The 23,362-nt window shown below is 65.5% G+C and carries 19 protein-coding genes; 16 read left to right on the top strand and 3 right to left on the bottom strand.

All coding sequences use genetic code 11. The features are described from left to right. Window positions 1-48 precede the first annotated feature (48 nt). From ligD to AB4Y44_RS19995, 10 genes are all read left to right on the top strand, one after another. The gene (ligD, locus tag AB4Y44_RS20040; RefSeq protein ID WP_368700651.1) at window positions 49-2,661 is read left to right on the top strand and encodes a DNA ligase D; all 2,613 of its coding nucleotides are present in this window, start codon (window positions 49-51) and stop codon (window positions 2,659-2,661) included. Between the two features lie 223 nt (window positions 2,662-2,884). Continuing rightward, window positions 2,885-4,297, top strand: a complete 1,413-nt coding sequence (locus AB4Y44_RS20035) for a PLP-dependent aminotransferase family protein (RefSeq protein ID WP_342919970.1) — start codon at window positions 2,885-2,887, stop codon at window positions 4,295-4,297. A 109-nt stretch (window positions 4,298-4,406) separates the two neighbouring features. Beyond that, complete coding sequence (eutB, locus tag AB4Y44_RS20030; RefSeq protein WP_368700650.1) at window positions 4,407-5,387, top strand: hydroxyectoine utilization dehydratase EutB; 981 nt, start codon at window positions 4,407-4,409, stop codon at window positions 5,385-5,387. A 1-nt stretch (window position 5,388) separates the two neighbouring features. Next, the gene (locus AB4Y44_RS20025; protein WP_368700649.1) at window positions 5,389-6,426 is read left to right on the top strand and encodes a cyclodeaminase; all 1,038 of its coding nucleotides are present in this window, start codon (window positions 5,389-5,391) and stop codon (window positions 6,424-6,426) included. A gap of 9 nt (window positions 6,427-6,435) precedes the next feature. Further along, window positions 6,436-7,644 carry an ectoine hydrolase DoeA gene (doeA, locus tag AB4Y44_RS20020; protein ID WP_368700648.1) on the top strand — a complete coding sequence of 403 codons (1,209 nt, stop codon included), beginning with the start codon at window positions 6,436-6,438 and terminating at the stop codon, window positions 7,642-7,644. A 5-nt stretch (window positions 7,645-7,649) separates the two neighbouring features. After that, the gene (doeB, locus tag AB4Y44_RS20015) at window positions 7,650-8,678 is read left to right on the top strand and encodes a N(2)-acetyl-L-2,4-diaminobutanoate deacetylase DoeB (RefSeq protein ID WP_342919973.1); all 1,029 of its coding nucleotides are present in this window, start codon (window positions 7,650-7,652) and stop codon (window positions 8,676-8,678) included. 7 nt (window positions 8,679-8,685) lie between these two features. After that, window positions 8,686-9,168, top strand: a complete 483-nt coding sequence (locus tag AB4Y44_RS20010; protein ID WP_342919974.1) for an Lrp/AsnC family transcriptional regulator — start codon at window positions 8,686-8,688, stop codon at window positions 9,166-9,168. 128 nt (window positions 9,169-9,296) lie between these two features. After that, window positions 9,297-10,775, top strand: coding sequence for an NAD-dependent succinate-semialdehyde dehydrogenase (locus AB4Y44_RS20005; protein WP_368700647.1), 1,479 nt, complete (start codon window positions 9,297-9,299; stop codon window positions 10,773-10,775). Between the two features lie 20 nt (window positions 10,776-10,795). After that, window positions 10,796-12,187 (top strand): aspartate aminotransferase family protein, encoded by a 1,392-nt coding sequence (locus AB4Y44_RS20000; protein WP_368700646.1) that lies wholly within the window; start codon window positions 10,796-10,798, stop codon window positions 12,185-12,187. A 361-nt stretch (window positions 12,188-12,548) separates the two neighbouring features. Next, window positions 12,549-13,205, top strand: a complete 657-nt coding sequence (locus AB4Y44_RS19995; protein WP_028203801.1) for a helix-turn-helix domain-containing protein — start codon at window positions 12,549-12,551, stop codon at window positions 13,203-13,205. Between the two features lie 83 nt (window positions 13,206-13,288). Here AB4Y44_RS19995 and AB4Y44_RS19990 read toward each other — a convergent pair whose 3' ends face one another. After that, window positions 13,289-14,938 (bottom strand): alkaline phosphatase family protein, encoded by a 1,650-nt coding sequence (locus AB4Y44_RS19990; protein WP_368700645.1) that lies wholly within the window; start codon window positions 14,936-14,938, stop codon window positions 13,289-13,291. A 275-nt stretch (window positions 14,939-15,213) separates the two neighbouring features. Here AB4Y44_RS19990 and AB4Y44_RS19985 point away from each other — a divergent pair, with 275 nt between their 5' ends. Continuing rightward, a complete protein-coding gene (locus AB4Y44_RS19985) occupies window positions 15,214-16,209 on the top strand; it encodes a Gfo/Idh/MocA family protein (protein ID WP_368700644.1) in 996 nt (331 codons plus the stop codon). 22 nt (window positions 16,210-16,231) lie between these two features. On the opposite strand, the gene AB4Y44_RS19980 is transcribed toward AB4Y44_RS19985, so the two are convergent. Beyond that, window positions 16,232-17,167: a LysR family transcriptional regulator gene (locus AB4Y44_RS19980; protein ID WP_368700643.1), complete on the bottom strand. Its 936-nt coding sequence runs from the start codon at window positions 17,165-17,167 to the stop codon at window positions 16,232-16,234. A 138-nt stretch (window positions 17,168-17,305) separates the two neighbouring features. On the opposite strand from AB4Y44_RS19980, the gene AB4Y44_RS19975 reads away from it, so the two are divergent. The 3 genes from AB4Y44_RS19975 to AB4Y44_RS19965 all read left to right on the top strand — a co-directional run bounded on the left by AB4Y44_RS19975 (window position 17,306) and on the right by AB4Y44_RS19965 (window position 19,240). Then, window positions 17,306-18,142: an MFS transporter gene (locus AB4Y44_RS19975; protein WP_342919981.1), complete on the top strand. Its 837-nt coding sequence runs from the start codon at window positions 17,306-17,308 to the stop codon at window positions 18,140-18,142. 49 nt (window positions 18,143-18,191) lie between these two features. Continuing rightward, a complete protein-coding gene (locus tag AB4Y44_RS19970) occupies window positions 18,192-18,713 on the top strand; it encodes a hypothetical protein (protein WP_342919982.1) in 522 nt (173 codons plus the stop codon). A 98-nt stretch (window positions 18,714-18,811) separates the two neighbouring features. Continuing rightward, window positions 18,812-19,240 (top strand): nuclear transport factor 2 family protein, encoded by a 429-nt coding sequence (locus tag AB4Y44_RS19965; RefSeq protein WP_342919983.1) that lies wholly within the window; start codon window positions 18,812-18,814, stop codon window positions 19,238-19,240. A 79-nt stretch (window positions 19,241-19,319) separates the two neighbouring features. Here AB4Y44_RS19965 and AB4Y44_RS19960 read toward each other — a convergent pair whose 3' ends face one another. Continuing rightward, window positions 19,320-20,726 (bottom strand): MFS transporter, encoded by a 1,407-nt coding sequence (locus tag AB4Y44_RS19960; RefSeq protein ID WP_342919984.1) that lies wholly within the window; start codon window positions 20,724-20,726, stop codon window positions 19,320-19,322. 469 nt (window positions 20,727-21,195) lie between these two features. On the opposite strand from AB4Y44_RS19960, the gene AB4Y44_RS19955 reads away from it, so the two are divergent. Together AB4Y44_RS19955 and AB4Y44_RS19950 are read left to right on the top strand one after the other, a co-directional pair. Beyond that, window positions 21,196-22,164: an AraC family transcriptional regulator gene (locus AB4Y44_RS19955; RefSeq protein WP_368700642.1), complete on the top strand. Its 969-nt coding sequence runs from the start codon at window positions 21,196-21,198 to the stop codon at window positions 22,162-22,164. Window positions 22,165-22,299: 135 nt separating this feature from the next. Continuing rightward, window positions 22,300-23,358, top strand: a complete 1,059-nt coding sequence (locus AB4Y44_RS19950; RefSeq protein WP_342919986.1) for a sugar ABC transporter substrate-binding protein — start codon at window positions 22,300-22,302, stop codon at window positions 23,356-23,358. Window positions 23,359-23,362 lie beyond the last annotated feature (4 nt).

Here is a 23,362-nt window from a genome sequence, read left to right as displayed (position 1 = left end):
AGCGCGGCTCTGAGAGAGAGAGAGAGAGAGAGGAACAAGGGGCGAACGATGAAGCACAAGCTCGAAGTCTACGAACAGAAGCGCCGCTTCGATGAAACGCCGGAGCCGCGCGGCAGGGCCGCTCGCCACAGCGCGCGGCCACGAGACGGTGAAGGGGCGTTCGTGATCCAGCGCCACGACGCGCGGCGGCTGCACTACGACTTTCGTCTCGAACTGGACGGCACGCTCATATCGTGGGCCATTCCCAAGGGCCCGAGCCTCGACCCGACGGTGAAACGGCTCGCCGTGCATGTGGAGGATCATCCGCTCGAATATGGCTCGTTCGAAGGGCGCATTCCCGAAGGCAGCTATGGCGCGGGCACGGTGACGATCTGGGACCACGGCGTGTGGCGCCCCGAGGGCGGCTTGCGCGGCGCGCGCGAAGGATATGCGCAAGGCAAGCTCAAGTTCACGCTGGAAGGCGAGCGGCTGCACGGCGGCTGGGCGCTCGTGCGCAGCCCCATGCACGACGGCAAACAGGAGAGCTGGCTGCTCATCAAACAGCGCGACGACGAGGCCGTGCCCGAAGACGAATTTCACGTCGTCGAAGACGAACCCGCCGCGCCAAAAGTGTCGAACGCATCGAAAGTGTCGAAAAGGCGCACCCGGTCGGGCAACGGGGCCGCAAAGCAGGGGGCATCGACCGCACTGGAAGGTGCGGTGCGCGCGCCGCTGCCGGACACACTCGCCCCCGAACTCGCGACGCCCGCCGACGCCCTCCCGGGCGGCAACACCTGGCTCTACGAAATGAAATTCGACGGCTACCGTGTGCTGGCACGCATCGACCGGCACGCGCGCGGTAAGGGCGATGTGCGCATCTTCACGCGCACCGGCAACGACTGGACCGCGAAGTTCCCGCGCCAGGTGCAAGCGCTGCGCGCGCTGAAGGTCGAATCGGCGTGGCTGGACGGCGAGGCCGTGGTGCTCGACGCTGCCGGCGTGCCCAACTTCCAGTCACTGCAGAATGCGTTCGACGCGGGCCGTGCCGGCGACATCACGTTCTGGCTCTTCGATCTGCCCTGGCTCGACGGGGTGGACTTGCGCGGTGTGGCGCTCGAGGCGCGGCGCGAAAAACTCTCGGCGCTGCTTGCCCGCAAGCCCGACGACGCGCTGCGTTTTTCGGAGGCCTTCGAGGGCGAGCCGCAGGCGCTGCTCGAAGCCGCGTGCGAGGCGAATCTCGAAGGGCTCGTCGCCAAGCGCCGCGACAGCCCTTACACGTCCACGCGCCGCGCCGCGTGGCTCAAGCTGCGCTGCTCACGGCGCCAGGAATTCGTGATCGGCGGCTTTACGGAACCGAAGGGCAGCCGCGAGGGGTTCGGCGCGCTGTTGCTTGGTGTGTATGGCGACGATGGCGCGCTGCAATATGCCGGCAGGGTGGGAACGGGTTTCGACGCAGCGCGGCTCGAAGCGATTGCGGGCGAATTGCGTGCGCGCGAGCGCAAAACGTCGCCGTTCGAAGCGGTGCCGGCGGCCGAGCGTCGCGCGGGCGTGCACTGGGTGCGTCCCGAACTCGTGGCCGAGGTGCGCTTCAAGACATGGACGAGCGCGGGCGTGGTGCGTCAGGCGTCGTTCGTCGGACTGCGTGCGGACAAGCCTGCGAAGGACATCGTGCGCGAAGCGCAAACGCCGCCCGTGCAAGCGGCGGCGAACCAGCGTGAAAAGAAGGCCGCAAAGCAGGCTTCGACGAGCGCGCCAAAGACTGAGAGCCGTACGCGCCGCGCCGCCCACGACGAAGCCGAGGTCGCCGGCGTGCGCATCACGCATCCCGAGCGCGTGATCGACGCGCAAAGCGGAATGCGCAAGATCGATCTCGTTGAGTACTTCGAAGCGATTGCTGAACGGCTGCTGCCGCACGTGCAGGGGCGGCCCGTCGCGCTTGCGCGCGCCCCCAAGGGCGTGGGCGGCGAGCTGTTTTTCCAGAAACACGCCAACGCGCTGCAGATTCCGCATGCCACGCAGCACGCCGGCCTCGATCCGGGCCATGCGCCGCTGCTCACGCTCGATACCACCGAGGCGCTGGTCGGCGCGGTGCAGATGGACACGATCGAACTGCACACCTGGAATGCGCTCGCGGCGAGCATCGAAAAGCCCGACCGCATCGTCTTCGACCTGGACCCCGATCCCTCGCTCGCATGGGAGCACATGCTCGAGGCCGCGCAGCTCACGCGCGAACTGCTCGACGCGCTGGGCCTGCAGGCGTGGTGTAAAACGAGCGGCGGGCGGGGCCTGCACGTGGTGGTGCCGCTCACACGCCATGCCGGCTGGGACGAGGCCAAGGACTTCGCGCGCGCGGTGGCGAGCCACATGGCGGCGACGCTGCCCGAGCGCTTCAGCGCGAAGATGGGGGCGCAGAACCGCAAGGGCCGGATTTTCGTGGATTATTTGCGCAACAACCGCGGCGCGAGCACGGCTGCGGCTTATGCGCCGCGGGCGCGGCCCGGTCTTGGCGTATCGGTGCCGGTCGACTGGGACGAACTGCACACGCTCACAAGCGGCGACCAGTGGAATGTCGCGAACGTGCGCGGGCGGCTCGAAGCGCTGCGCGCCGATCCGTGGAGCGGCTACGAAAAGGCGCGCCAACGGATTACGGCCGCTATGTGGAAACCACTCGGCGGGAGGTGAAAGCTTATCGTCAGATGCCAGCCAGGCTCGCCAGCTCGTCGCCTCCGAAGTGGGTTCGCTGGCGCAGCGCGAGCGCGGCGCGCGAAATCGAGGTGCTGACCGACGCAGGCGCTGTCGATTTTCCGGACATGATTGTCCTTTTTTTACCCGCAATTGTCCTGAGACAATTATTTTCCGCCCCGTTTCTGAGCGACCATGAACGCTTACCGAGGAGCGGATCGAGATGGCGTGGGCGACGATTTCGGGCGAGTGGCGTGACGCGGTCGGGGCCGCGCACGGCGCAGAATCCAAATACAAACGGCTGGTCAAGGCGATTGCACAGGACATCGAGCGCGGCGCGCTCGTTTCCGGCGTGCGTCTCGCGCCGCAGCGCGAGGTGGCCTCGGAACTGGGCGTGAGCGTGCAGACGGTCACCAATGCCTACAAGGAACTCGAAAGGCAGGGCCTGATTCGCTGCGAGGTCGGGCGCGGCAGCTTCGTCGCCGCGCGCGTGACCGAGTCGATGTCGAACTATATTCTCGACACGGCCGAGCGCGAGATCGTCGACTTTTCCATTGCGCGCATCGTTCACACGCCGCAGCACGACGCCGCGTGGCGCGAGGTGTGCGCGACGCTCGCCACGCTGGACGATCAGCCATGGATTCGCTCATTTCGGCCCATCGCGGGCTTCGAGCATCATCGCCAGGCGGGCGCGGCGTGGCTCGCCTCGCTCAACATGCCGGTGAAACCCGAATCGCTCCTCATCACCAATGGCGCGGCGCACGGCATTTTCCTCGCGCTCGCCTCCACGGTAGGCCCCGGCGACACCGTGCTCTGCGAAAGCCTCACGGACCACGGCGTGATCGGCTCGGCAAACGTGCTGGGCTTCACGCTCAAGGGGCTCGAAATCGACGAATACGGCATCCGTCCCGAGCATTTCGAGGAGATGTGCGACAGCGAGCGTGTGAGCGCGCTCGTGTGCACGCCGACCTTCAACAATCCCACCATGGCCGTCCTGCCCGATTCGCGCCGCCGCGCGATTGCGCGCATTGCGGAGCGCTATGGCGTGTACGTCATCGAGGACGATGTGTATGGCGCGCTGCCCGCGAAAGCCAATACGCCGATTGCGAGCCTGATTCCCGAACTGGCATTCTATTGCACGAGCATGACCAAATCGGTGCTCACCGGCCTGCGCACGGGCTATCTCGCCATGCCGCGCCGCCTTGCGCTGCGCGTGGAAAGCGTGCTGCGCGTGAGCAGCTGGATGGCGACCTCGCCGATTGCGGAAATCGCCACGCGCTGGATCATGGACGGCACCGCGCGGCGCCTCGTGGAGCTGCAGCGCGAGCGGCTCGCGGCGCGCCAGGCGATGGTGCGCGCCGCGTTGGGCGACTATGTGCTCGGCGCGCATCCCAATGCGTTGTCCGCCTGGTTGCGCGTGCCCGATTACTGGCAGGCGGACCGCCTCGTGCGCGAATTGCGCAATCGCCAGATTGCCGTGACCTCGCCGGACCCATTTCTCGTGGGCGGCACACCGCGTCCCAATGCGGTGCGCATCAGCCTTGGCGCGGAAGCGTCGGACACCGCGTGCCGCGACGCGCTGCAGACCATGGCAGGCGTGTTCGAGCAGTATCCGCACGTCCACGATTTCAACTAGACGATGGCGACCGCCGAGCTGGGCACGCGGATTGTACCAGGACATTAGAAAGCCCGTTTTGGTTCATTAGACTGGATTGCACAGATTCACTGGAAGGAACGTGCATTTCATGTCGTCGCTTTCGCATTCGTCACTCTCGCTTGCCGATGTCTACCGCGCGCGTCAGCGCCTCGAAGGCCGCGTAGCGCACACCCCGCTCGTGGCGTCTGCCTCCTTGTCGGCGCGCGTGGGCGTGCCGGTCTACTTCAAGCTCGAAACCGTGCAGCCCACGGGCAGCTTCAAGTTGCGTGGCGCGACCAACGCCGTGGCGCATCTCGCCGAGTCGGGCGTGAAGCGCGTCGTCACCGCGTCCACCGGCAATCATGGCCGTGCGCTCGCGTATGCGGCCCACGCGCTCGGCATGGAGTCGGCCGTGTGCATGTCGTCGCTCGTGCCGCCCAACAAGGTCGAAGCGGTGGCCGCGCTGGGCGCGCGCGTGGTGATCGCGGGCAAGAGCCAGGACGAAGCGCAGATCGAAGCGCAGCGCCTCATGCGCGAGGAGGGCTATGCGTTCGTGCCGCCGTTCGACGATCTGCGCGTGATTGCCGGACAGGCCACCATCGGCCTCGAAATTCTCGAAGCGCTGCCCGACACCGCGACCCTCGTGGTGCCGCTGTCGGGCGGCGGACTGTTCAGCGGCGCAGCGTTTGCGGCCAAGCAGATCCGGCCGGACGTGCGCGCCATCGGCGTTTCGATGGTGCGCGGCGCGGCCATGCATGCGAGCCTCGCGGCGGGTCATCCCGTCGACGTTGAGGAAAGCGAAACATTGGCCGATTCGCTGGGCGGCGGCATTGGTCTCGACAATCGCCACACCTTTGCGCTGACCCGCGCGCTGGCCGACGAAGTCATCCTGCTCGGCGAGCCCTCGATCAGGCGCGGCGTGGCCCATGCGTACCGCGAAGAGCGTCTCGTGGTGGAAGGCGCGGGCGCGGTAGGCATGGCGGCGTTGCTCGACGGGCACATCGAGCGCAGCCAAGGCCCGCTCGTGATCGTCGTGAGCGGCGCGAACATCGACATGACGGTGCACCACCGTCTCGTGACGGGGGTTTGAAATGCATTCCGGGTTGTTACCTGAGTTGCCACCTGAGTTGCCGCCGGTTACGTTGCTGGGCGTCCAGCAACTGCGTGAACTGGTTCCGCTCGACCTTGCGGCCATCGATCAGGTCGAATCCGCTTTCGTTTCACTCGCAACCGAAGCCGTCGTCATGCCGCCCATCCTGAACCTCGCGCTGCCCGAGCGGCATGGCGAGGTCGATGTGAAGACGGCGTATCTGCCGCGCTTCGAGCAGTTCGCCATCAAGATCAGCCCAGGCTTCTTCGACAATCCCTCGCTCGGACTGCCGAGCCTGAACGGGCTGATGCTCGTGCTGTCTGCGCGCACAGGGCTTACCGAAGCGGTGCTGCTCGACAACGGGTATCTGACTGCCGTGCGCACCGCCGCGGCGGGCGCCGTGGCCGCGCGCTGGCTGGCGCGCCCCGACGCGCGCCATGCGGCGATCATCGGCGCGGGCGAGCAGGCGCGCCTGCAACTCGATGCGCTCATGCTGGTGCGCAAGATCGACAGCGTGAGCGTCTGGGCCCGCGATACCGCGCGCGCTGCCGTCTTCGCCGCTGACACCGAACGCCGCCACGGCGTACGCGTGCGCGTTGCAGCTTCGGTGCACGACGCGCTCGCGCAGGCCGACGTGGCCGTGACGACCACCCCCAGCCGCGCGCCGCTCGTTCACGCGGCGGACCTGCATGACGGCTTGCACCTCACGGCCATGGGCTCCGACGCCGAGTACAAGAACGAACTCGCGCCTTCGGTGTTCGAAGCGGCGCGCTATGTCTGCGACCGCTTGGAGCAAACGCGCGTGCTCGGCGAACTCAGGCACGCGATCGAAGCGCACAAGGTCGTGCCCGATCGCGGTTTCGCGGAGCTGGGCGAAGTGATCGCGGGCCGCCGCGAGGGCCGCGTACACGCCGACGACATCACGATCTGCGACCTCACCGGCACCGGGGCGCAGGACACCGCCATTGCCGTTCTCGCCTTGCAGCGCGCCCGCGCGGCCGGTGCGGGCGCGGTGTTTCACAACGCAGTCACGCCTTGAGAGGGAAAGATGTCCGCAGCAACTGAAAAGAGTGAGGTGGCGCCGCGCCTCGTGTTCGCACGCAGCGAATACGACGCGCGCATTGCGAAGACGCGCCGCGCGATGCAGGACGAAGGCATCGATCTGCTGATCGTTACGGACCCGACCAACATGAACTGGCTGACCGGCTACGACGGCTGGTCGTTCTATGTCCATCAATGCGTGCTGCTGACCATGGACGGCGAGCCCGTCTGGTTCGGCCGCGGGCAGGATGCGAACGGCGCGAAGCGCACAGCATTCATGTCGCACGGCAATATCATCGGCTATCCTGATCATTACGTTCAGTCGCCCGTGCGTCACCCGATGGACTATCTGAGTACGGAAGTCATCGCCGCGTGCGGCTGGGACTCGCTGCGCGTTGGCGTGGAGATGGACAACTACTACTTCAGTGCAGCAGCCTACGCGTCACTCCAGCGTCATTTGCCCAAGGCGCGCTGGGTGGATGCGACCGCGCTCGTGAACTGGCAACGCGCGGTGAAGTCGCCGCGCGAGATCGAGTACATGCGCGTTGCGGCACGTATCGTCGAGAAGATGCACGCGCGTATTCTCGACGTGGTCGAGCCGGGCATGCGGAAGTGCGACCTGGTTGCGCAGATCTACGAAGCGGGCATTACCGGTGTGGAAGGCCACGGCGGCGACTATCCCGCCATCGTGCCGCTCCTGCCTACCGGCGCCGACGCCGCGGCCCCGCACCTCACGTGGGACGACTCGGCATTCACGGCAAACGCGGGCACGTTCTTCGAGATCGCGGGCTGCTACCACCGCTATCACTGCCCGCAGTCGCGCACGGTCTATCTCGGCAAGCCGCCAAAGCACTTTCTCGATGCGGAGAAAGCCGTTGTGGAAGGCATCGAGGCTGGTCTCGCCGCCGCGAAACCCGGCAACGTGTGTGAAGACATCGCCAATGCGTTCTTTGCGGTGCTGCGCAAGTCTGGCATCGAGAAGAACAGCCGCTGCGGCTACCCCATCGGCGCGAGCTTCCCGCCCGACTGGGGCGAGCGCACCATGAGCCTGCGCCCGGGCGACCGCACGGTCCTCGAACCCGGCATGACGTTTCACTTCATGCCGGGCCTGTGGCTCGACGACTGGGGCCTCGAAATCACCGAAAGCATCCTGATTACCGAAACCGGCGTCGAGACGTTCTGCACCACGCCGCGCAAACTGTTCGTGAAGGAGTAGGGCCGATGCGTGCGTCACCGATTACGCCGACCGTCGATTACGACGCCAATGGCGTGCAACACGGCTTTTTGAGGCTGCCTTATTCGCGCGACGATTCCGCGTGGGGCGCGATCATGATTCCGCTTAGCGTGGTCAAGCACGGCGAGGGGCCGACCGTGCTGCTCACCGGCGGCAATCACGGCGACGAATACGAAGGGCCGATCGCGCTCGCCAAGCTGGCGGGCGCGCTGCAGGCCGCGGACGTGAACGGCCGCGTGATCATCGTGCCGTACATGAACTATCCCGCGTTTCGTGCGGGCACGCGCACCTCGCCGATCGATGCGGGCAATCTGAACCGCAGCTTTCCCGGACGTCCCGACGGCAGCGTGACCGAAAAGATCGCCGATTACTTCCAGCGTGAGTTGCTCGCGCGTGCCGATTACGTGCTCGATATTCACGCGGGCGGGCGCACGCTCGACTTCGTGCCGTTCGCGGCGATCCATGTGCTGCCCGATGGCGATCAGCAGGCGCGTTGCGAGCGTGCGATGCGGGCGTTCGGCGCGCCGTATTCGATGCGCATGCTGGAACTCGACAGCGTCGGCCTGTTCGACAGCGCCGTGGAGGAAGCGGGCAAGGTGTTCGTTTCGACCGAACTGGGCGGTGGCGGCACGTCCACCGCGCAGAGCGTGGCGATTGCGGATCGCGGCGTACGCGGCTTTCTTGCGCACGCCGGCGTCATCGAACGCAAGGCCGGCGAGCGCAGCGTCGGCGCGCGCACGACCACCTTGCTCGACATGCCCGACGGCACCTGCTACACCACGAGCGAGCATCGCGGCATGCTGGAGATGTGCCGCGATCTCGGCGATACCGTCGAGGCGGGCGAGGTACTCGCGCGCGTGCACGACATCGATCGCACCGGCGCGCGCCCTGTGGAATATCGGGCGCAACGCGGAGGGCTGCTCGCGGCGCGCCATTTCCCAGGGCTCGTGCAGGCGGGAGACACCGTGGCCGTGGTGGCCGACGTCGTCGAACGCAACCTGCCCGTGGCGGCATGAGCGCGCCGTGATCAAGCTCGACCGTTACGACCTCGCCATCCTGCGCATCCTCGAGCGCGATGGCCGCATCACGAAATCGAAGCTCGCTGAAGAGGTCAATCTCTCCATTTCGCCGGCCTGGGAGCGCGTGCGCAAGCTCGAGGAAAGCGGCGTGATACGCGGCTATCACGCCGAGGTGGACTGGGTAGGCGCGATGCGTGGCAGCCGTATCGTCGTGGAAGTGACGCTATCGCGCCATACCGCGTCCGACATGCGGCGCTTCGAAGAACGCGTGAGCACGGCAGAAGAAGTCATGCAGTGTTATGCGACGGGCGGCGGAGTGGACTACGTGCTGCACGTGCTGGCGCGCGACATCGACCATTACCAGCGCTTTGTCGACGCGCTGCTGATGGAGGATCTCGGCATCGAGCGCTACTTCACCTACATCGTGACGAAGGTGGTGAAGTGCGCGCCCAGCCACGCGCCTGCGTGGGCCCTGGAAAGCGCGTGAATTTTTCGCGCCCGCGCGCTGCGGTTCAAAAAAAACGCAGGTGCGCGGGGCCGAAAACCAAAAAAATCGCGATGCCACCAGCCCCAGAATGGAAGGCATATCGACAGACCTGACAAGGAGTAGACGAGATGCTGCCAGGACACCCCATTCTGTTCAAATCGCTGTGCTACGTGGACGGCCGCTGGGTCCATAGCGACAGCGCGGCCACCGTGGCCGTGCAGAACCCCGCGGACCAGTCGGTGATCGGCCACGTGCCCATGCTCGAGCGCGCCCAGATCACCGGTGCAGTGGACGCGGCACAGCGCGCCTTCGAATCGTGGCGCTGGGTCTCGCAAACGCAGCGCAGCGCGGCGCTGCTGCGCTGGCACGAACGGATCGTGCGGCACCAGGAGGATCTGGCGGCACTGCTTTCACTGGAGCAGGGCAAGCCGCTGGCCGAATCGCGCGGCGAAATCCGCTATGCGGCGAGCTTCGTCGATTGGTATGCGCATGAAGCGAAACGCCTGGCAGGCCGGACGATTCCCACTCATATCGATGGTGCGCATCTGGGCACGGTGATGGAGCCGGTGGGTGTCGCGGCGCTCATCACGCCATGGAATTTTCCGGTGGCGATGATCACGCGCAAGGCCGCCGCCGCGCTCGCCGCCGGCTGCACGGTCGTCGTGAAACCCGCGCACGAAACGCCGTATTCGGCGCTCGCCCTGGCGCAACTCGCAGAGGAAGCCGGCTTCCCGGCGGGCGTCTACAACGTGGTGCTCGGCGAGCCGCAAATGGCGATGGAAACCCTGGTTGGCGACACGCGCGTGCGTGCCGTGAGCTTCACGGGCTCGACGCGCGTGGGCTCGCTCGTCACGCAGACGGCGGCGCGCGCAGGCATCAAGAAAGTCGCGCTGGAACTGGGCGGCAACGCACCGTTCATCGTCACGGAAGACGCCGATCTCGAGCAGTCCGTCAGGATCGCCGTGGGCGCGAAATTCCAGACCTCGGGCCAGGACTGCTGCGCGGCGAACCGTATTTTCGTGGCGCGCCCGCTTTACGAAGCGTTTGTCGAGCGCTATGCGGCGGCGGTGCGCGCGCTCAAGACCGGCCCGGCGTTCGAAAAAGACGTGGAGGTGGGCCCGCTCATGCACCAGGCCGCGTTCGACAGCACGGTCGCGCGCGTGTCCGATGCACGCGAGAAGGGCGCGCGCATCGTGTCGGGCGGCCAGCCGCATGCGCTGGGCGGCTGGTACTACGAGCCCACGGTGATCGCGGATGCCGCGCCCGGCATGCGCGTGTACGACGAGGAAAACTTCGCGCCCATTTCGGCAGTCTGCGCGTTCGACACGCTCGACGAAGTGATCGCCAGGGCGAACGACACGGAATATGGCCTCGCGGCCTACGTGTGCGCGACGCGCATGGACACGATCTTCCAGCTGGTGCGGCGGCTCGACTTCGCGATGGTCTCGGTGAACGGCGTGAAGTTCACGGGCGCGCCCATTCCATTCGGCGGCATGAAGGCCTCTGGCCTTGGCCGCGAAGGTGGCGCGGAGGGCTTCGAGCCCTTCGTGGAAACCAAATATTTTTGTCTTGGCAATCTGGGCCTGCCGCTCGCGGCCATGGCCTGAACCGGAATCAGGAGGACTACATGACTCAACGCATCGACGCACTCTTCGAGCAGGACCGCGCGCACTTCATGCACCCGTCCACGCACGCCTACGACCACGAGAGCGGCGCGCTGCCGGGCAAGATCGTGCGCGGCGGCAAGGGTATCCGCATCGAGGACCACGAGGGCAAGCAGTATATCGACGCCTTCGCGGGCCTCTACTGTGTGAACATCGGCTACGGCCGCACCGAAGTTGCGGACGCCATGTACGAGCAGGCGAAGCAGCTCGCGTACTACCACACCTATGTGGGCCATTCGTCGGATGCGATCATCGAGCTGTCGTCGCGCATCATCGACTGGTCGCCTGCCGGCATGAAGAAGGTGTATTACGGCATGTCCGGTTCGGACGCGAACGAAACCCAGGTCAAGATCGTCTGGTACTACAACAACGTGCTGGGCCGCCCGAACAAGAAGAAGATCATCTCGCGCGAGCGCGGCTATCACGGCTCGGGAATCGTCACAGGCAGCCTCACCGGCCTGCCGAGCTTCCATCAGCATTTCGATCTGCCGATCGATCGCGTGAAGCATACGGTCTGCCCGCACTGGTATCGCAAGGCGCCCGCGGGCATGAACGAGGCGCAGTTCGTCGCGTACTGCGTGGAAGAGCTTGAAAAGCTGATCGCGCGCGAAGGCGCCGACACGATCGCCGCGTTCATCGCCGAGCCGGTGATGGGCACGGGCGGCATCATCGAGCCGCCCAAAGGCTACTGGCCGGCCATCCAGGCGGTGCTGCGCAAGCACGACATCCTGCTGATCTCCGACGAGGTGGTGTGCGGCTTCGGGCGTCTGGGCTCGAAGATGGGCGCCCAGCACTTCGGCATCGAACCGGATCTCATCACGGTCGCGAAGGGCCTCACGAGCGCGTATGCGCCGCTCTCCGGCGTGATCGTGGGCGAGAAGGTCTGGGACGTGATCGCGCGCGGCTCGCAGGAGCACGGGCCGATGGGGCACGGCTGGACCTATTCGGGACACCCGGTGTGTGCCGCCGCAGCGCTCGCCAATCTGGCGATCCTCGAGCGTGAAAAGCTCGTGGAGAACGCCGGGCAGGTCGGCTCGTACTTCGGCGCGAAGCTGCGCGAGGCGTTCGGCGCGCATCCGCTCGTGGGCGAGGTGCGCAGCGTGGGCATGCTGGCGGCGCTGGAATTCATGGCCGACAAGGACGCGCGCAGGCCGTTCGACCCGGCGCTGAAGATCGGGCCGAAGGTTTCGGCGGCGGCGCTGGAGCGTGGCGTGATCGCGCGCGCCATGCCGCATGGCGACATCCTGGGCTTCGCGCCGCCGCTCGTCATGACGCGCGCCGAGGCCGACGAGATCGTCGGGATCGTCAAGCAGGCCGTGGACGAGGTGGCCGAGCGCAGTCTGGTAGCGGGGTAAGCTGCGCAGCGCGCGTCAACCGTTGACGGTTCAATGTCGCGAGCCGCCGTACGCCAATACGGCGGCTTTTTTGTTTCCGCTGGGCTTGCGCAGGTGTTGCTTTTCGGTCGCTTGCGCTTGCGCAAAAGGCCGTGAAACCGTTGCCTGACAAGGCTCAAAGGCCCGCGGTTCTGGTGCGCGGCATTTTGCCACCACATTGACGCACGCGCATGGTGTGACAATGCGTCGAAATCTTAAAAAATGTTAAAGAAGGAGTCGTTCGATGCTCTCACCCGTCGCAGGATCGGCTATCGTCGTGCGCCAAAGCAGCCGCGCTCCTCTCGCCGGAACGCCGCCCAGCGCACGCTGTTCGGGGTGCGCCATGCGCCATCTTTGCATGCCGCAAGGCCTGCCGGCGGAAGACCTGCCGAAGCTCGAGGCGCTGATCTGCGGGGCGCGCAAGGTGCGCCGCGGCGAGGCGCTGTATCGCTCGGGCGACCGCTTCGACAGCCTCTACGCCGTGCGCTCCGGCTCGCTCAAGACGCTGATCGTCAACCGCGACGGCCGCGAGCAGATCACGGGGCTGCGTCTCGCGGGCGACGCGCTGGGGCTCGACGGCATCGCCACGGATGTGCACGCGTTCAGCGCCGTTGCGCTCGAAGACAGTTCGATTTGCACGCTTCCCTACGCCGCGCTCAAGGGCTTGTGCCGCGAAAGCGGCACGATGCAGGACCGGCTGCACCGGCTCATGGGCGACCAGTTCAACCAGGAAGCCTCGCAGATGATGGTGCTGGGCTCGCTCACCGCCGAAGAGCGCGTGGCCGCCTTCCTGCTCGACGTGTCGTCGCGCAACTGGCAGCGCGGCTATTCGCAGGCGGAGTTCCGTCTGCGCATGTCGCGCGAGGACATGGGCAGCTACCTGGGCATCACGCTCGAAACCGTGAGCCGGATCTTGTCGCGCTTCCAGAAGCGCGGCCTCATTGATGCGCAGGGCAAGCTGATCCGCATCTGCGATATCGAAGGGCTGCAGACGGTCTAGGCGGGCCGCTGACGCGGCAGCCATCGGACCGTCCGATGACTGTCGCAGCCAGCCGCGCCTTGTGCGGCTGCTACCAACTCTCCTTACTTCTCGTCGAGACCCAGCCCCGGCAGGCGATGCGTGCCTTCGAGCTGGACCGCGTGCAGCAGATGCGGATCCAGGTCGAGCGCGCTCAGGATCGTCGGTGCGACCTGGGTCGTGAAGACGTAGTGGTCATCCGTACGGCCGGCGTGGTGAATGCCGGGGAACGACACGACGAGACCCAGATGGCTGTCGTCGGGCGCGTTGCCGCCGTGCTCCTCATCCTTCGCCGTGCTCGACGTATAGATCACGCCCGGGTTCGGCTGCACGATGATGTCCGGCGTGCGGCCGTTCGACGGATTGCCGAACCAGTCGGCGAGGCGGTCACCCGTGAGGATGTACGCCTGCGGGCCGTCCGCGCAAATGCCCGGCGCGTTACAGCTCAGGTTCGCCTGCAGCGTCTTCACCACGGCGTCCTTCTGGCCCTGATCGCGCAGCCAGATCAGGCCAACGTCGTCGGTCTGCACCATGCCCGTGCCCGGGAGGCCCGAGCCGTCGTTCAGGTTGCCCGTCTTCGTGTTGTTCTGGCCGAAGTTGCCGGTCGAGTCCAGATAGTTGTTGGCCTCGAGCAGCTTCGTGAGCGTGTCGCCGTTCTTCACCAGCTTCGAGTGATCGGTCGGCGACTGGCCGTGCTTGGCCGTCACGATGATGAGCGTCGACGAGTACAGGTTGCGCTGCTTCAGTTCCTGCACCACGCGGCCGAGCGAGTTGTCCAGATATGTGATGGCCGCGGCGACCTGCGGGCCGGGCGTGAAGTCGGCGTCGAGATAGCCGCCTTGTTTCGCCACCGGCGACTTCTGCGCGACGCTAAGCGTCTGGAAGTTCGTGCCGAACATCGTGGGCACCGGCGCGCTCGTCTTGCCCGTCGAGTCGAGGCCGTCGATCTCGTTGATGAGCGCCTGCACGTGGATGTTGTCGAAGACTTCGGTATGCGTGTAGGTGTCCAGATAATACGTGCCGGTCTTCGGGTCGATCGAGTTGATCTCGGTGCGCGCCAGATCGTCCACGCCCTTGCCCGAAGGACCGTTGACCCAGTCATAGCCCCACGCATGCTTGTCCGCCCACGCGGTGCGCGCGCCGTGGATGTTCTGCTTGATGACTTCGAAGACAGTGTTCGTCTTGATGTAATTGTGCGGGTACACGGGCGTGCAAACGCCGTTGACCTTCGCATAGGGAATGGCTTGCGGATTGAACGCGCCGCCGCCGTCGAGGTGGATCAGCGCGCCGCCGTTCTCGCCGTCGATGCCGGTCGTTTCGTCGAACACGACGTTCCAGCCTTGCGGGCCCTTGCAGTGCGAATCGAGCGGTGCGTAGAGCGTACGGTCATATGACACGTCATAAAAGAGGCCCGCGCTCTTCGGCGAGCCGCCCGTCACCAGCGCCGCGAGACCCGGGAACGAGTCGGACAGATGCGGCGTATGGGCGTTCGTGTAGGTCACGCCCGACTTCGCGAGCACCGCGAGGTTGGGGCACGAATTGCTGCCGATGCAACGGGCTACGTCCTGTTCGTGCAGGCCGTCGAAACTGATGAGCAGGACGTGCTTCACATCCTTCATGTCGCCTGCATAAGCCGTTGTGTGCACACCCGCAAGCGCCATTGCACTCGCGCCAACGACTGCGCCTAACCGCGACCACCGGCTCGTATTCTCCATCTTTCACCTCGTTTTTGGTTTGCATTTGTGGGGACCTGCGCACAGCCCGAGCAATGTGGGGCTGGAAGGCGAATCTCTCGTGACGGCGTGCTTTCATCTTGCCGTCAGTTGTTATCAGTTGTTGCAAGACGCGTTTGCGGGCGCGTGAAGTGAGGGTTTTCGCGGGTGTAGACTCCTGCATTCGAGCGTTCACGGTTCGCGGTGGAGCGCTCGTTAAGAGTGAGTTCCATTCAGTCCATTCCGGGCATCGCATAATCGAATCCAAAGGGAACGTCATGGCAAAGGATGAAATCGTCTGGGGCATCCTGGGTACTTCGAAGATCAACGACAAGGTCGTCGTGCCCATGCACCACGCACCGAAGTGCCGCGTAAAAGCGATTGCTTCGCGTTCAACGCAGAAGGCCCAGGCGGCCGCGGCGAAGTACGGACTCGCGCACGCGTACGACAGTTACGAGGCGCTGCTGGCCGACCCCGAAATCGATGCGGTCTATATCCCGTTGCCCAATCACCTTCACGTGGAGTGGACGATCAAGGCTGTCGAGGCCGGCAAGCATGTGCTGTGCGAAAAGCCGATCGGGCTCGATGCGCAGCAGGCGCAACGATTGATCGCCGCGCGCGACAAGAGCGGGCGGTATATCCAGGAAGCCTTCATGGTTCGTACGCATCCGCAGTGGCTGAAGACGCAGGCGTTGATCGAAGAGGGCGCCATAGGCGAATTGCGGGCGGTGACGGGCGGCTTTACCTACTACAACACCAATGCGCAGGACATTCGCAACCATAGCGATATGGGCGGCGGCGGCTTGCTGGACATCGGCTGTTATCCGATCACGACCTCGCGCCTCATTCTCGGGCGTGAGCCGAAGCGCGTGGTCGCGCTCGTGGAGCGCGACCCGTCGTTCGAAGTAGACCGCCTTGGCTCCGTGCTCATGGATTTCGACGGCGTGCAAGCGAGCTTCTTCTACTCCACCCAGGTTCATCCTTACCAGCGCATGCAGTTTCATGGTACGACCGGGCGCGTCGAGGTCGAGATTCCATTCAACGCGCCGAACGACCGGCCGACGCGGCTGCTGTTGAGCCAGCAGGGAGAAGCCGATCGCTGGCTGGAACTGCCGGTATGCGATCAATACGGCGTGGCAGCGGCGGTTTTTGCCGAGGCGATATTGAACGGCACACCCCAGGCGATTGCGCTGGAAGACGCCTGCGCGAACATGCGCGTAATCGACGCCGTGTTCCGCTCGGCCCGCTCGGGCGCCTGGGAGAGCATCGCTTGACGTCGAAGCGCCGCGGGCGGGTTCAACGGGTTTTGGCTTGACCCGTGCCCGCCTTGTGGCTCTTCACATGGTCGATGAACGCGCGCAGCTTGGGCATGATCTGCCGGCGACTCGGATAGCAGAGAAACACGCCCGGCAGCATCGGCGCGTAGGCGTCGAGCACGCGCACGAGTTTGCCCGCTTTCACGGCATCGGAGACCATCGGCTCGGGTAGCTGGGCGAGGCCGATGCCTTCGAGCGCCGCGCCCATCATGGTCGGGAAGTCGCTGGCGATCAGCGGTCCGGAGACGGCGATTTCCATGGTGTGCCCGTGGTCGTCGAATGACCATGAGGCCAGCGCGCCGTTGGAGCGCCGCCAGCGCAAGCAGGCGTGCTCGCGCAGATCGTCCGTGTGGCGGGGCTGTTTGTTGGCGGAAAGATAGGCAGGACTACCGACGACGACGAGACGAAACGGCGGCGTCAGTGGCACCGCCACCATGTCGGCGGCGACGAGCTGACCGAGCCGGATGCCGGCGTCGAAGCCTTCCGCCGCGAGATCGACCACTTCCTTGCTCGCGGCGATTTCCACCTCCACTTCGGGATAAGCCTGGCAAAACGAAGCGAGCAGCGGCTCGAGCAGCAGTGGCACGACCGCGCGCGGCACGGATAGCCGCAACAAACCCGTCGGGCGCTGCCCGAGGTCGCGCGCGACTTCGCTCGCGGCGACCAGTTCCTCGAAGGCGGGCTTGGCGCGCGAAAGAAACCGTTCGCCGGCTTCGGTCAGGCCGACGCTGCGCGTGGTGCGCACGAAAAGCGCCGCGCCGATGCGTTCTTCGAGCACACGCACCGCCTGGCTGATGGCCGAAGGCGTCACCCCGAGGTCCGCCGCCGCCTTGCGAAAGCTGCGGTGCCTGGCAACGCTCAGGAACGCCTCCACGCCATCGAGTGCGCCTTGCCTGACTGTGAAGTTCTGCTTCATAGCGCATCAACATTGTGATGAATAGTCGCTCGCGGGAAACGATGTTACACCTAACGTGCCAGCCGATGACGCACGCAAAGCGCGTCGCGCGCAGGCAGGATCCACCGCGAAATCCGGCATTCATCTGGAGAACCGCTGATGAGCACGCCCGCCGTTCCCGTTGGCATCATCCCGCCGCGCCCGGCCTGGCGCAGCCTGCGCTGGATTGCGCCGGTCACGTTGCTGTGGATTGCCGTGATGTACTGGCTGCCGGCGATCCCTGGCAGCGGTTTTCAAACCACGGCGCACCAGCTCGTCGCCCAGATGTTCATGGCGCTCGGATTGTGGCTCGGCCTCGAGCGCACCGGCCTGACGCTGAGCCAGCGCCGCGCGACCTGGCTTGCGATTCTCATGGCGCATGCGCTTTGGTTCGCAGTCGTCTGGAGTGCGGCGATCCTCGGCGTCTTTCGACTGAGCGCCGCACCGCCGCCGTTGCCAATGCTGCCGTTGGCGATATTGCTGCCAGTGATGGTCGGCGCGCCGCTACTGCTGCTCTCGAAGCGGATCGGGCGAGTGCTCGACGCGATGCCGGCGGCCTGGCTCATCGCGCTGCAGTTTTACCGCGTGTTCGGCAGTTGGGCGATCGCTGCGTGGCTGCACGGCGCGATGGCCGGCGTGGACGCGTTGCCGGCGGGTACCGGCGACCTGCTGACCGGCCTGTTTGCCGTGCCGGCGGCCATCGCGGTGGCGAGCGGCACGGCGCAGGGGCGCAAGGCCGCCATCGCCTGGAACCTGTTCGGACTCGCCGATTTCGCCGTCGCCGTGACGCTGGGGATGATCACGGCGCCCGGCCGGTTCCAGTTGATCGCGCCGGATCTGCCGAGCCTCAACGCGGGCACGTACCCGTATGTACTGACGCCCGCGTTCGTCGTGCCCAGTTCGATCCTGTTGCATGCGCTTTCGCTGCGACAACTGTTCCGGCGTCGCGCCGCATGATCTCGCTCCGCTTCATCCACTCATCGCAACGCACCTTGCAGGAGGCAACATGTCACCGGAATCGATGTTTCGCTTGCATCTCGCGCTCGGGTATGTCGCGTGGCTCCTTTGTTTTACCGGGTACGTCTGGCCCCGGCTCAAATCGATGGACCCATTCGACGCACAGCGCGCGATCGCCACGCTGCACAGCTTCCGCTTCTTCGGGCTGGTCTTCATGCTGCCAGGCGTCGTGAGTCCCGATCTGCCCGCGAGCTTCGCCGTGCCCACCGCCTATGGGGACCTCGCAACGGGGGCGCTGGCCATGCTGGCGCTGCTCGCGGCGAGAAAGCGTCCCGTGTTCTGGTTCTTCGTCGTGGCGTTCAATCTCGTGGGCGCGGTGGACCTGGCTTTTGCCTACTACCACGCCATCCAGGCCGGCGTTCCGGTGCACGCGGGAGAACTGGGCGCGACCTACGTGATCCCCGTGATCGTCGTGCCGCTGCTGGCGATTACACATGGCGCCGCCTTTTATTTGCTGCTGCGTCCGCAGGGCAAGGCCGCCCGGGTGCTCGCCAACGCTTCGCGCACCTGAAAGGCAGGGCGGCAAATTCACTGGACAGAGGCCAGGCGGCGTTGCTTTAATAAGCAGCCGTTCATTCGCCAACGCAACCTGGTTCAGGAGACAACCCAGTGGACAAAGCCGCCGATCCGGTCTTGCAGGTGCTGCACCAATACAAAGCCGCGGTACTGGCCAAAGACGTCGATGCGTTCGTCGCGCTCTACGACCCCGACATCCTGGCCTTCGACATGTGGGGCGCCTGGACGTACGAGGGCATCGCGTCATGGCGCAACATGGTGGAGGGCTGGTTCGGCTCGCTGGGCGCCGAGCGCGTGATCGTGGATTTCAGCGAGGCGCAGACCGTCGTCTCCCAGGACCTCGCCGTGGTCCACGCCTTCGTGAGCTACAAAGCGGTGGCGGCGGACGGCGAGGAATTGCGCTCGATGGACAATCGCATTACCGCGACGCTCAGGCAAACGGGCGAGGGCTGGAAGATCTTCCATCAGCATTCGTCCTCGCCGATCGATCCCGCGACAACGAAGGTCATTTTCAAACGTTAGTCGCCGCAAAGCAAAATGCCCGACACACGGTCGGGCATTTCAGGCGGAGCAGGACGGGCGCGAGCGGCCCGCCATGCCGTTACCGCTGCGCCTTGCCAGGCACCTGTTGTCCGCGCAACGAGCAGCCCTTCGTCTCGATCACGAAGAAGAGTGCGATGGCGCCCACCGCGCATGCGGCCATCATGTAGTACGCCGGAACGAGCGGGCTGCCGGTCTTGTCCACGAGCCAGTCGCTCACGATCGGCGCGGTGCCGCCGAACAGCGAGGTCGAGACGTTGTAGGCGATCGCCATGCCCGCGTAACGCACCTGCGTCGGGAACATGGCGGGGAACATCGCCGAGATGGTCGCGAGCTGCGGCGCATAGAGCAGGCCGAGCACGGCGAAGCCGATCAGCGCGCCGGCCACGCCGTGGCGCATCAGCATGAACATCGGCACGGCGGCAACGAACAGCCCGATGAGCGAGAACCACCAGAGCGTCTTGCGGCCCACGTGATCGGAGAGCCGGCCCGCGAACGGCAGCAGGGCCATCATCGCCAGCATGCCGATGAGCGGAATGAGCAGCGACATGTTCTCGCTCACGCCCAGTTCCTTGTGCATGTACGTCGGCATATACGCGAGCAGCACGTAATTCACGACATTGAGCGCGACCACGAGCCCGCCCAGCAGCACGAGCGGCACGCGGTGCTCGCGCAGCAGCGTGCCCAGCGAAATGGCCGGGCGCTCCCGCTCCTGTTGCTCGAACTTCTCTTCCATCTCGCGGAACACCGGCGTGTCCTCGATGCGCGAACGCAGATAGAAGCCGATCAAGCCCAGCGGCGCCGCGACGAGGAACGGCAGGCGCCAGCCCCACGCATGCATCGCATCGTTGCCGAGCGCGAGCGACGCCGCGAGCATCAGCAAGGCGCCCAGCGAAAAGCCGGCCAGCGTGGCGAACTCGAGGAAACTCCCGCAGAAGCCGCGCCGCGCGTCGGGCGCATATTCGGCCATGAAGGTGGCTGCCCCGCCATATTCGCCGCCGGTGGAGAAGCCCTGGATCATGCGCAGGACGATGAGCGCGGCCGGGGCGATCCAGCCGGCTTTCGCATAGGTCGGCAGCAGGCCCACGAGCAGCGTGGCGCCCGACATCAGCAGCACGGTCAGCGCGAGCACTTTCTTGCGCCCGAAGCGGTCGCCGAGCGGCCCCCAGAACAGGCCGCCGAGCGGGCGAATCAGAAACGAAATGGCGAAGGTGCCGAGCGCGAACAGCGTGGCGCTTGCCGTGCTGCCCGGAAACAGCGCCGCGGAGATATAGGCGAGCCCATAGGCATAGATGCCATAGTCGAACCACTCGGTTGCGTTGCCGAGCGCGGCGGCGGTAATGGCGCGGCGTGGCAGCGTGTGCGCACTGCCGGTAGGGGCGGCGTGCTGGTCGTGGTCGGGAGTCGACGTATCGTCCCATAGGGACCGGCCCGGCGTGGGGGAATGCCAAGTTTCGGCGAATCGCATAAGACGTCCTCTTGTCAGGAACCGCGGCCCGAATGGCGCGCTTGAGCGATCAAGTTAGTCCCGTCAATTTCCGTTTCCGATGTCATAGGACGATTTCGCATCGGGACTTTCCCTGCCTGCGCATCACGAGTACCCGTCGCGCGGGGGCAGTGGCGATTTTTGACCGCTTCCTGGGCTGCGCACGCAATCGAGCTCCAGCAACATTTGCCGTTTTTGCGGTGGTCGCCCTGTCTCGCCGTTCGCCGGCGAGGGCTGTTGCTATGCACAAAAGTTGACTTCCGGCACACTGGAATCGGCCCAGGACTAACCCGAATGCAAGAAAGTATCAGTCTGCGGTCTGATTTTCAGTGGTGGATACGTGCCGCGGCGGGTAATTTTCAGGCATGGCGGCGCGCGGTCCGAGGGTAGGTCGAGCGTATGCGCGAGCAACCGTCGCAGAACAAGAAAAAACCGTGCAGGAGGAGTCGAGATGCAAAACTTTGGGGCAGCCACGGCGCGCCCGAGCGCGCCCGGCGCCACACATTCCCAGCCTGACCTCGAACTGGTCGCCGTGCCGCGCGACGAGTCGTTCAAGGTCTGGTCGCATGGCTACCCCTATCGAACGGTGCGCTGGCACTTCCATCCCGAGTACGAGATCCACCTCATCACCGCGACCACGGGCAAGTATTTCGTGGGCGATTTCATCGGCAGCTTCGCGCCCGGCAATCTCGTGATGATCGGTCCGAACCTGCCGCACAACTGGGTAAGCAGCGTGCCGCACGGCGAGGCGGTGGACGAACGTTGTCTCGTCCTCCAGTTCGACGCGGCTTTCATTGCCCGCGCGATCGATGCGTTTCCCGAATTCCGGCGCGTGGAGGGGCTGCTCGATGCGTCGCGCTGGGGGCTGCTGTTCACGCCGGCGACGGGCGCGGCGGCCGAGCCGATCCTGCGCGAGATGCTCGGCGCACAGGGCATGCGACGTGTCACGCTCTTCATCGATCTGCTCGATCTGCTCGTGCAAAGCGAGGCGCCCGCGGCGCTCGCCAGCGAGGCGTATCGCGCGGACCCGGCCCGCTATGCGGGCACGCGCATCAATCACGTGCTCGGCTTTATCGGCAAGAATCTCTCCCAGGAGCTGCGCGAAACGGAGCTGGCGGAACTGGCCGGGCAGAGCGTAAGCGCATTTTCGCGCTATTTCCGCCGCCATACGGGCGTGTCGTTCGTGCGCTACGTGAACCAGCTGCGCATCAATCTGGCGTGCCAGCTGCTGATGTCGGGCGAACTGAACATCACGGACATCTGCTATCAGGTGGGCTTCAATAACCTCTCGAATTTCAACCGCCAGTTCCTGTTGATCAAGGAAATGTCGCCGTCGCGCTGGCGCTCATATCAGCGGCTCAACGCCGCGAGCGCGGCCAGCAGGAGCGACGCCGTGTACGGCGCGCCCGCGATCGGCTAGCGGATCGCCCGGTAAGACACTTTCAAACGCAGTGCGCATGTCAGGTACTGCGCAGGACGAACTCACACGTTCACAAGGCAGCACGCCGGCACCGGCAACCCTACCAGGCATTCAACCAAAAAACGGAGACACCCAATGACCCGACTTCACACCCAACTGATCGGCGCCGCCGCACTCAGCCTCGCCCTCGCGGGCATCACGTCGGCTTACGCCGCGCCGAGCGGCACGGTCGCGTTCCTGATGCCCGACCAGGCCTCCACGCGCTACGAGCAGCACGACTTCCCCGGTTTCAAGGCCGAAATGGGCAAGCTCTGCCCCGACTGCAAGGTGCTCTACCAGAACGCGAATGCCGATGCCTCGCAGCAGCAGCAACAGTTCAATTCGGTGATCGCCCAGGGCGCGAAGGTCATCGTGCTCGATCCGGTGGACTCCACGGCGGCGGCTTCGCTCGTGCACATGGCGCAGAGCCAGGGCATCAAGGTCATCGCGTATGACCGGCCCGTGCCGTCCACGCCAGCCGATTACTACGTGTCGTTCGACAACGAGGAAATCGGCAAGGCCATCGCCCAGTCGCTCGTGCAGCACCTGAAGGAGTCGGGCGTGGCCGGGAGCAAGGGCGGCGTGCTCGAAGTGAACGGCTCGCCGACCGACGCCGCCGCCGGGCTCATCAAGAAGGGCATTCACGAAGGGCTGCAGGGCAGCGGCTACAAGACGCTCTCCGAGTACGACACGCCGGAGTGGGCGCCGCCCAAGGCGCAGCAGTGGGTGAGCGGGCAGGTCACGCGCTTCGGGCCGCAGATCGTGGGCGTCGTGGCTGCCAACGACGGCACGGCGGGCGGCACCATCGCGGCCTTCAAGGCGGCGGGCGTGAATCCGGTTCCGCCGGTCACGGGTAACGACGCGACCACCGCGGGCCTGCAACTGATCATCGCGGGCGACCAGTACAACACGATCCTCAAGCCGAGCGAAATCGTGGCGGGCGCGGCGGCGAAGGTGGCCGTGGGCTTCCTCGACGGCAAGCCCGTGAAGGGCGAGACGACGCTCTTCAAGACGCCCACGCAACTGTTCAAGCCGGCCGTCATCACGCAGAAGAACATCAAGGCCGAGGTGGTGGACAAGGGCTTCGCGAAAGCGTCGGACCTGTGCACGGGCCGTTACGCCGATGGCTGCAAGAAGCTCGGCATCGGCGGCTGATACG

The sequence above is a fragment of the Paraburkholderia sp. BR10937 genome (assembly GCF_040965695.1).
In the GTDB taxonomy this organism is placed as follows: Bacteria; Pseudomonadota; Gammaproteobacteria; order Burkholderiales; family Burkholderiaceae; genus Paraburkholderia.
Note: the sequence above shows the minus strand (reverse complement) of the source record. Positions and strands in the feature narration are given on the sequence as shown.

Coding starts and splice junctions, on each gene's coding strand:
- ligD (WP_368700651.1), top strand. CDS start 49: ATGAAGCACAAGCTCGAAGTCTACGAACAGAAGCGCCGCTTCGATGAA.
- AB4Y44_RS20035 (WP_342919970.1), top strand. CDS start 2,885: ATGGCGTGGGCGACGATTTCGGGCGAGTGGCGTGACGCGGTCGGGGCC.
- eutB (WP_368700650.1), top strand. CDS start 4,407: ATGTCGTCGCTTTCGCATTCGTCACTCTCGCTTGCCGATGTCTACCGC.
- AB4Y44_RS20025 (WP_368700649.1), top strand. CDS start 5,389: ATGCATTCCGGGTTGTTACCTGAGTTGCCACCTGAGTTGCCGCCGGTT.
- doeA (WP_368700648.1), top strand. CDS start 6,436: ATGTCCGCAGCAACTGAAAAGAGTGAGGTGGCGCCGCGCCTCGTGTTC.
- doeB (WP_342919973.1), top strand. CDS start 7,650: ATGCGTGCGTCACCGATTACGCCGACCGTCGATTACGACGCCAATGGC.
- AB4Y44_RS20005 (WP_368700647.1), top strand. CDS start 9,297: ATGCTGCCAGGACACCCCATTCTGTTCAAATCGCTGTGCTACGTGGAC.
- AB4Y44_RS20000 (WP_368700646.1), top strand. CDS start 10,796: ATGACTCAACGCATCGACGCACTCTTCGAGCAGGACCGCGCGCACTTC.
- AB4Y44_RS19995 (WP_028203801.1), top strand. CDS start 12,549: ATGCGCCATCTTTGCATGCCGCAAGGCCTGCCGGCGGAAGACCTGCCG.
- AB4Y44_RS19990 (WP_368700645.1), bottom strand. CDS start 14,938: ATGGAGAATACGAGCCGGTGGTCGCGGTTAGGCGCAGTCGTTGGCGCG.
- AB4Y44_RS19985 (WP_368700644.1), top strand. CDS start 15,214: ATGGCAAAGGATGAAATCGTCTGGGGCATCCTGGGTACTTCGAAGATC.
- AB4Y44_RS19980 (WP_368700643.1), bottom strand. CDS start 17,167: ATGAAGCAGAACTTCACAGTCAGGCAAGGCGCACTCGATGGCGTGGAG.
- AB4Y44_RS19975 (WP_342919981.1), top strand. CDS start 17,306: ATGAGCACGCCCGCCGTTCCCGTTGGCATCATCCCGCCGCGCCCGGCC.
- AB4Y44_RS19970 (WP_342919982.1), top strand. CDS start 18,192: ATGTCACCGGAATCGATGTTTCGCTTGCATCTCGCGCTCGGGTATGTC.
- AB4Y44_RS19960 (WP_342919984.1), bottom strand. CDS start 20,726: ATGCGATTCGCCGAAACTTGGCATTCCCCCACGCCGGGCCGGTCCCTA.
- AB4Y44_RS19955 (WP_368700642.1), top strand. CDS start 21,196: ATGCAAAACTTTGGGGCAGCCACGGCGCGCCCGAGCGCGCCCGGCGCC.
- AB4Y44_RS19950 (WP_342919986.1), top strand. CDS start 22,300: ATGACCCGACTTCACACCCAACTGATCGGCGCCGCCGCACTCAGCCTC.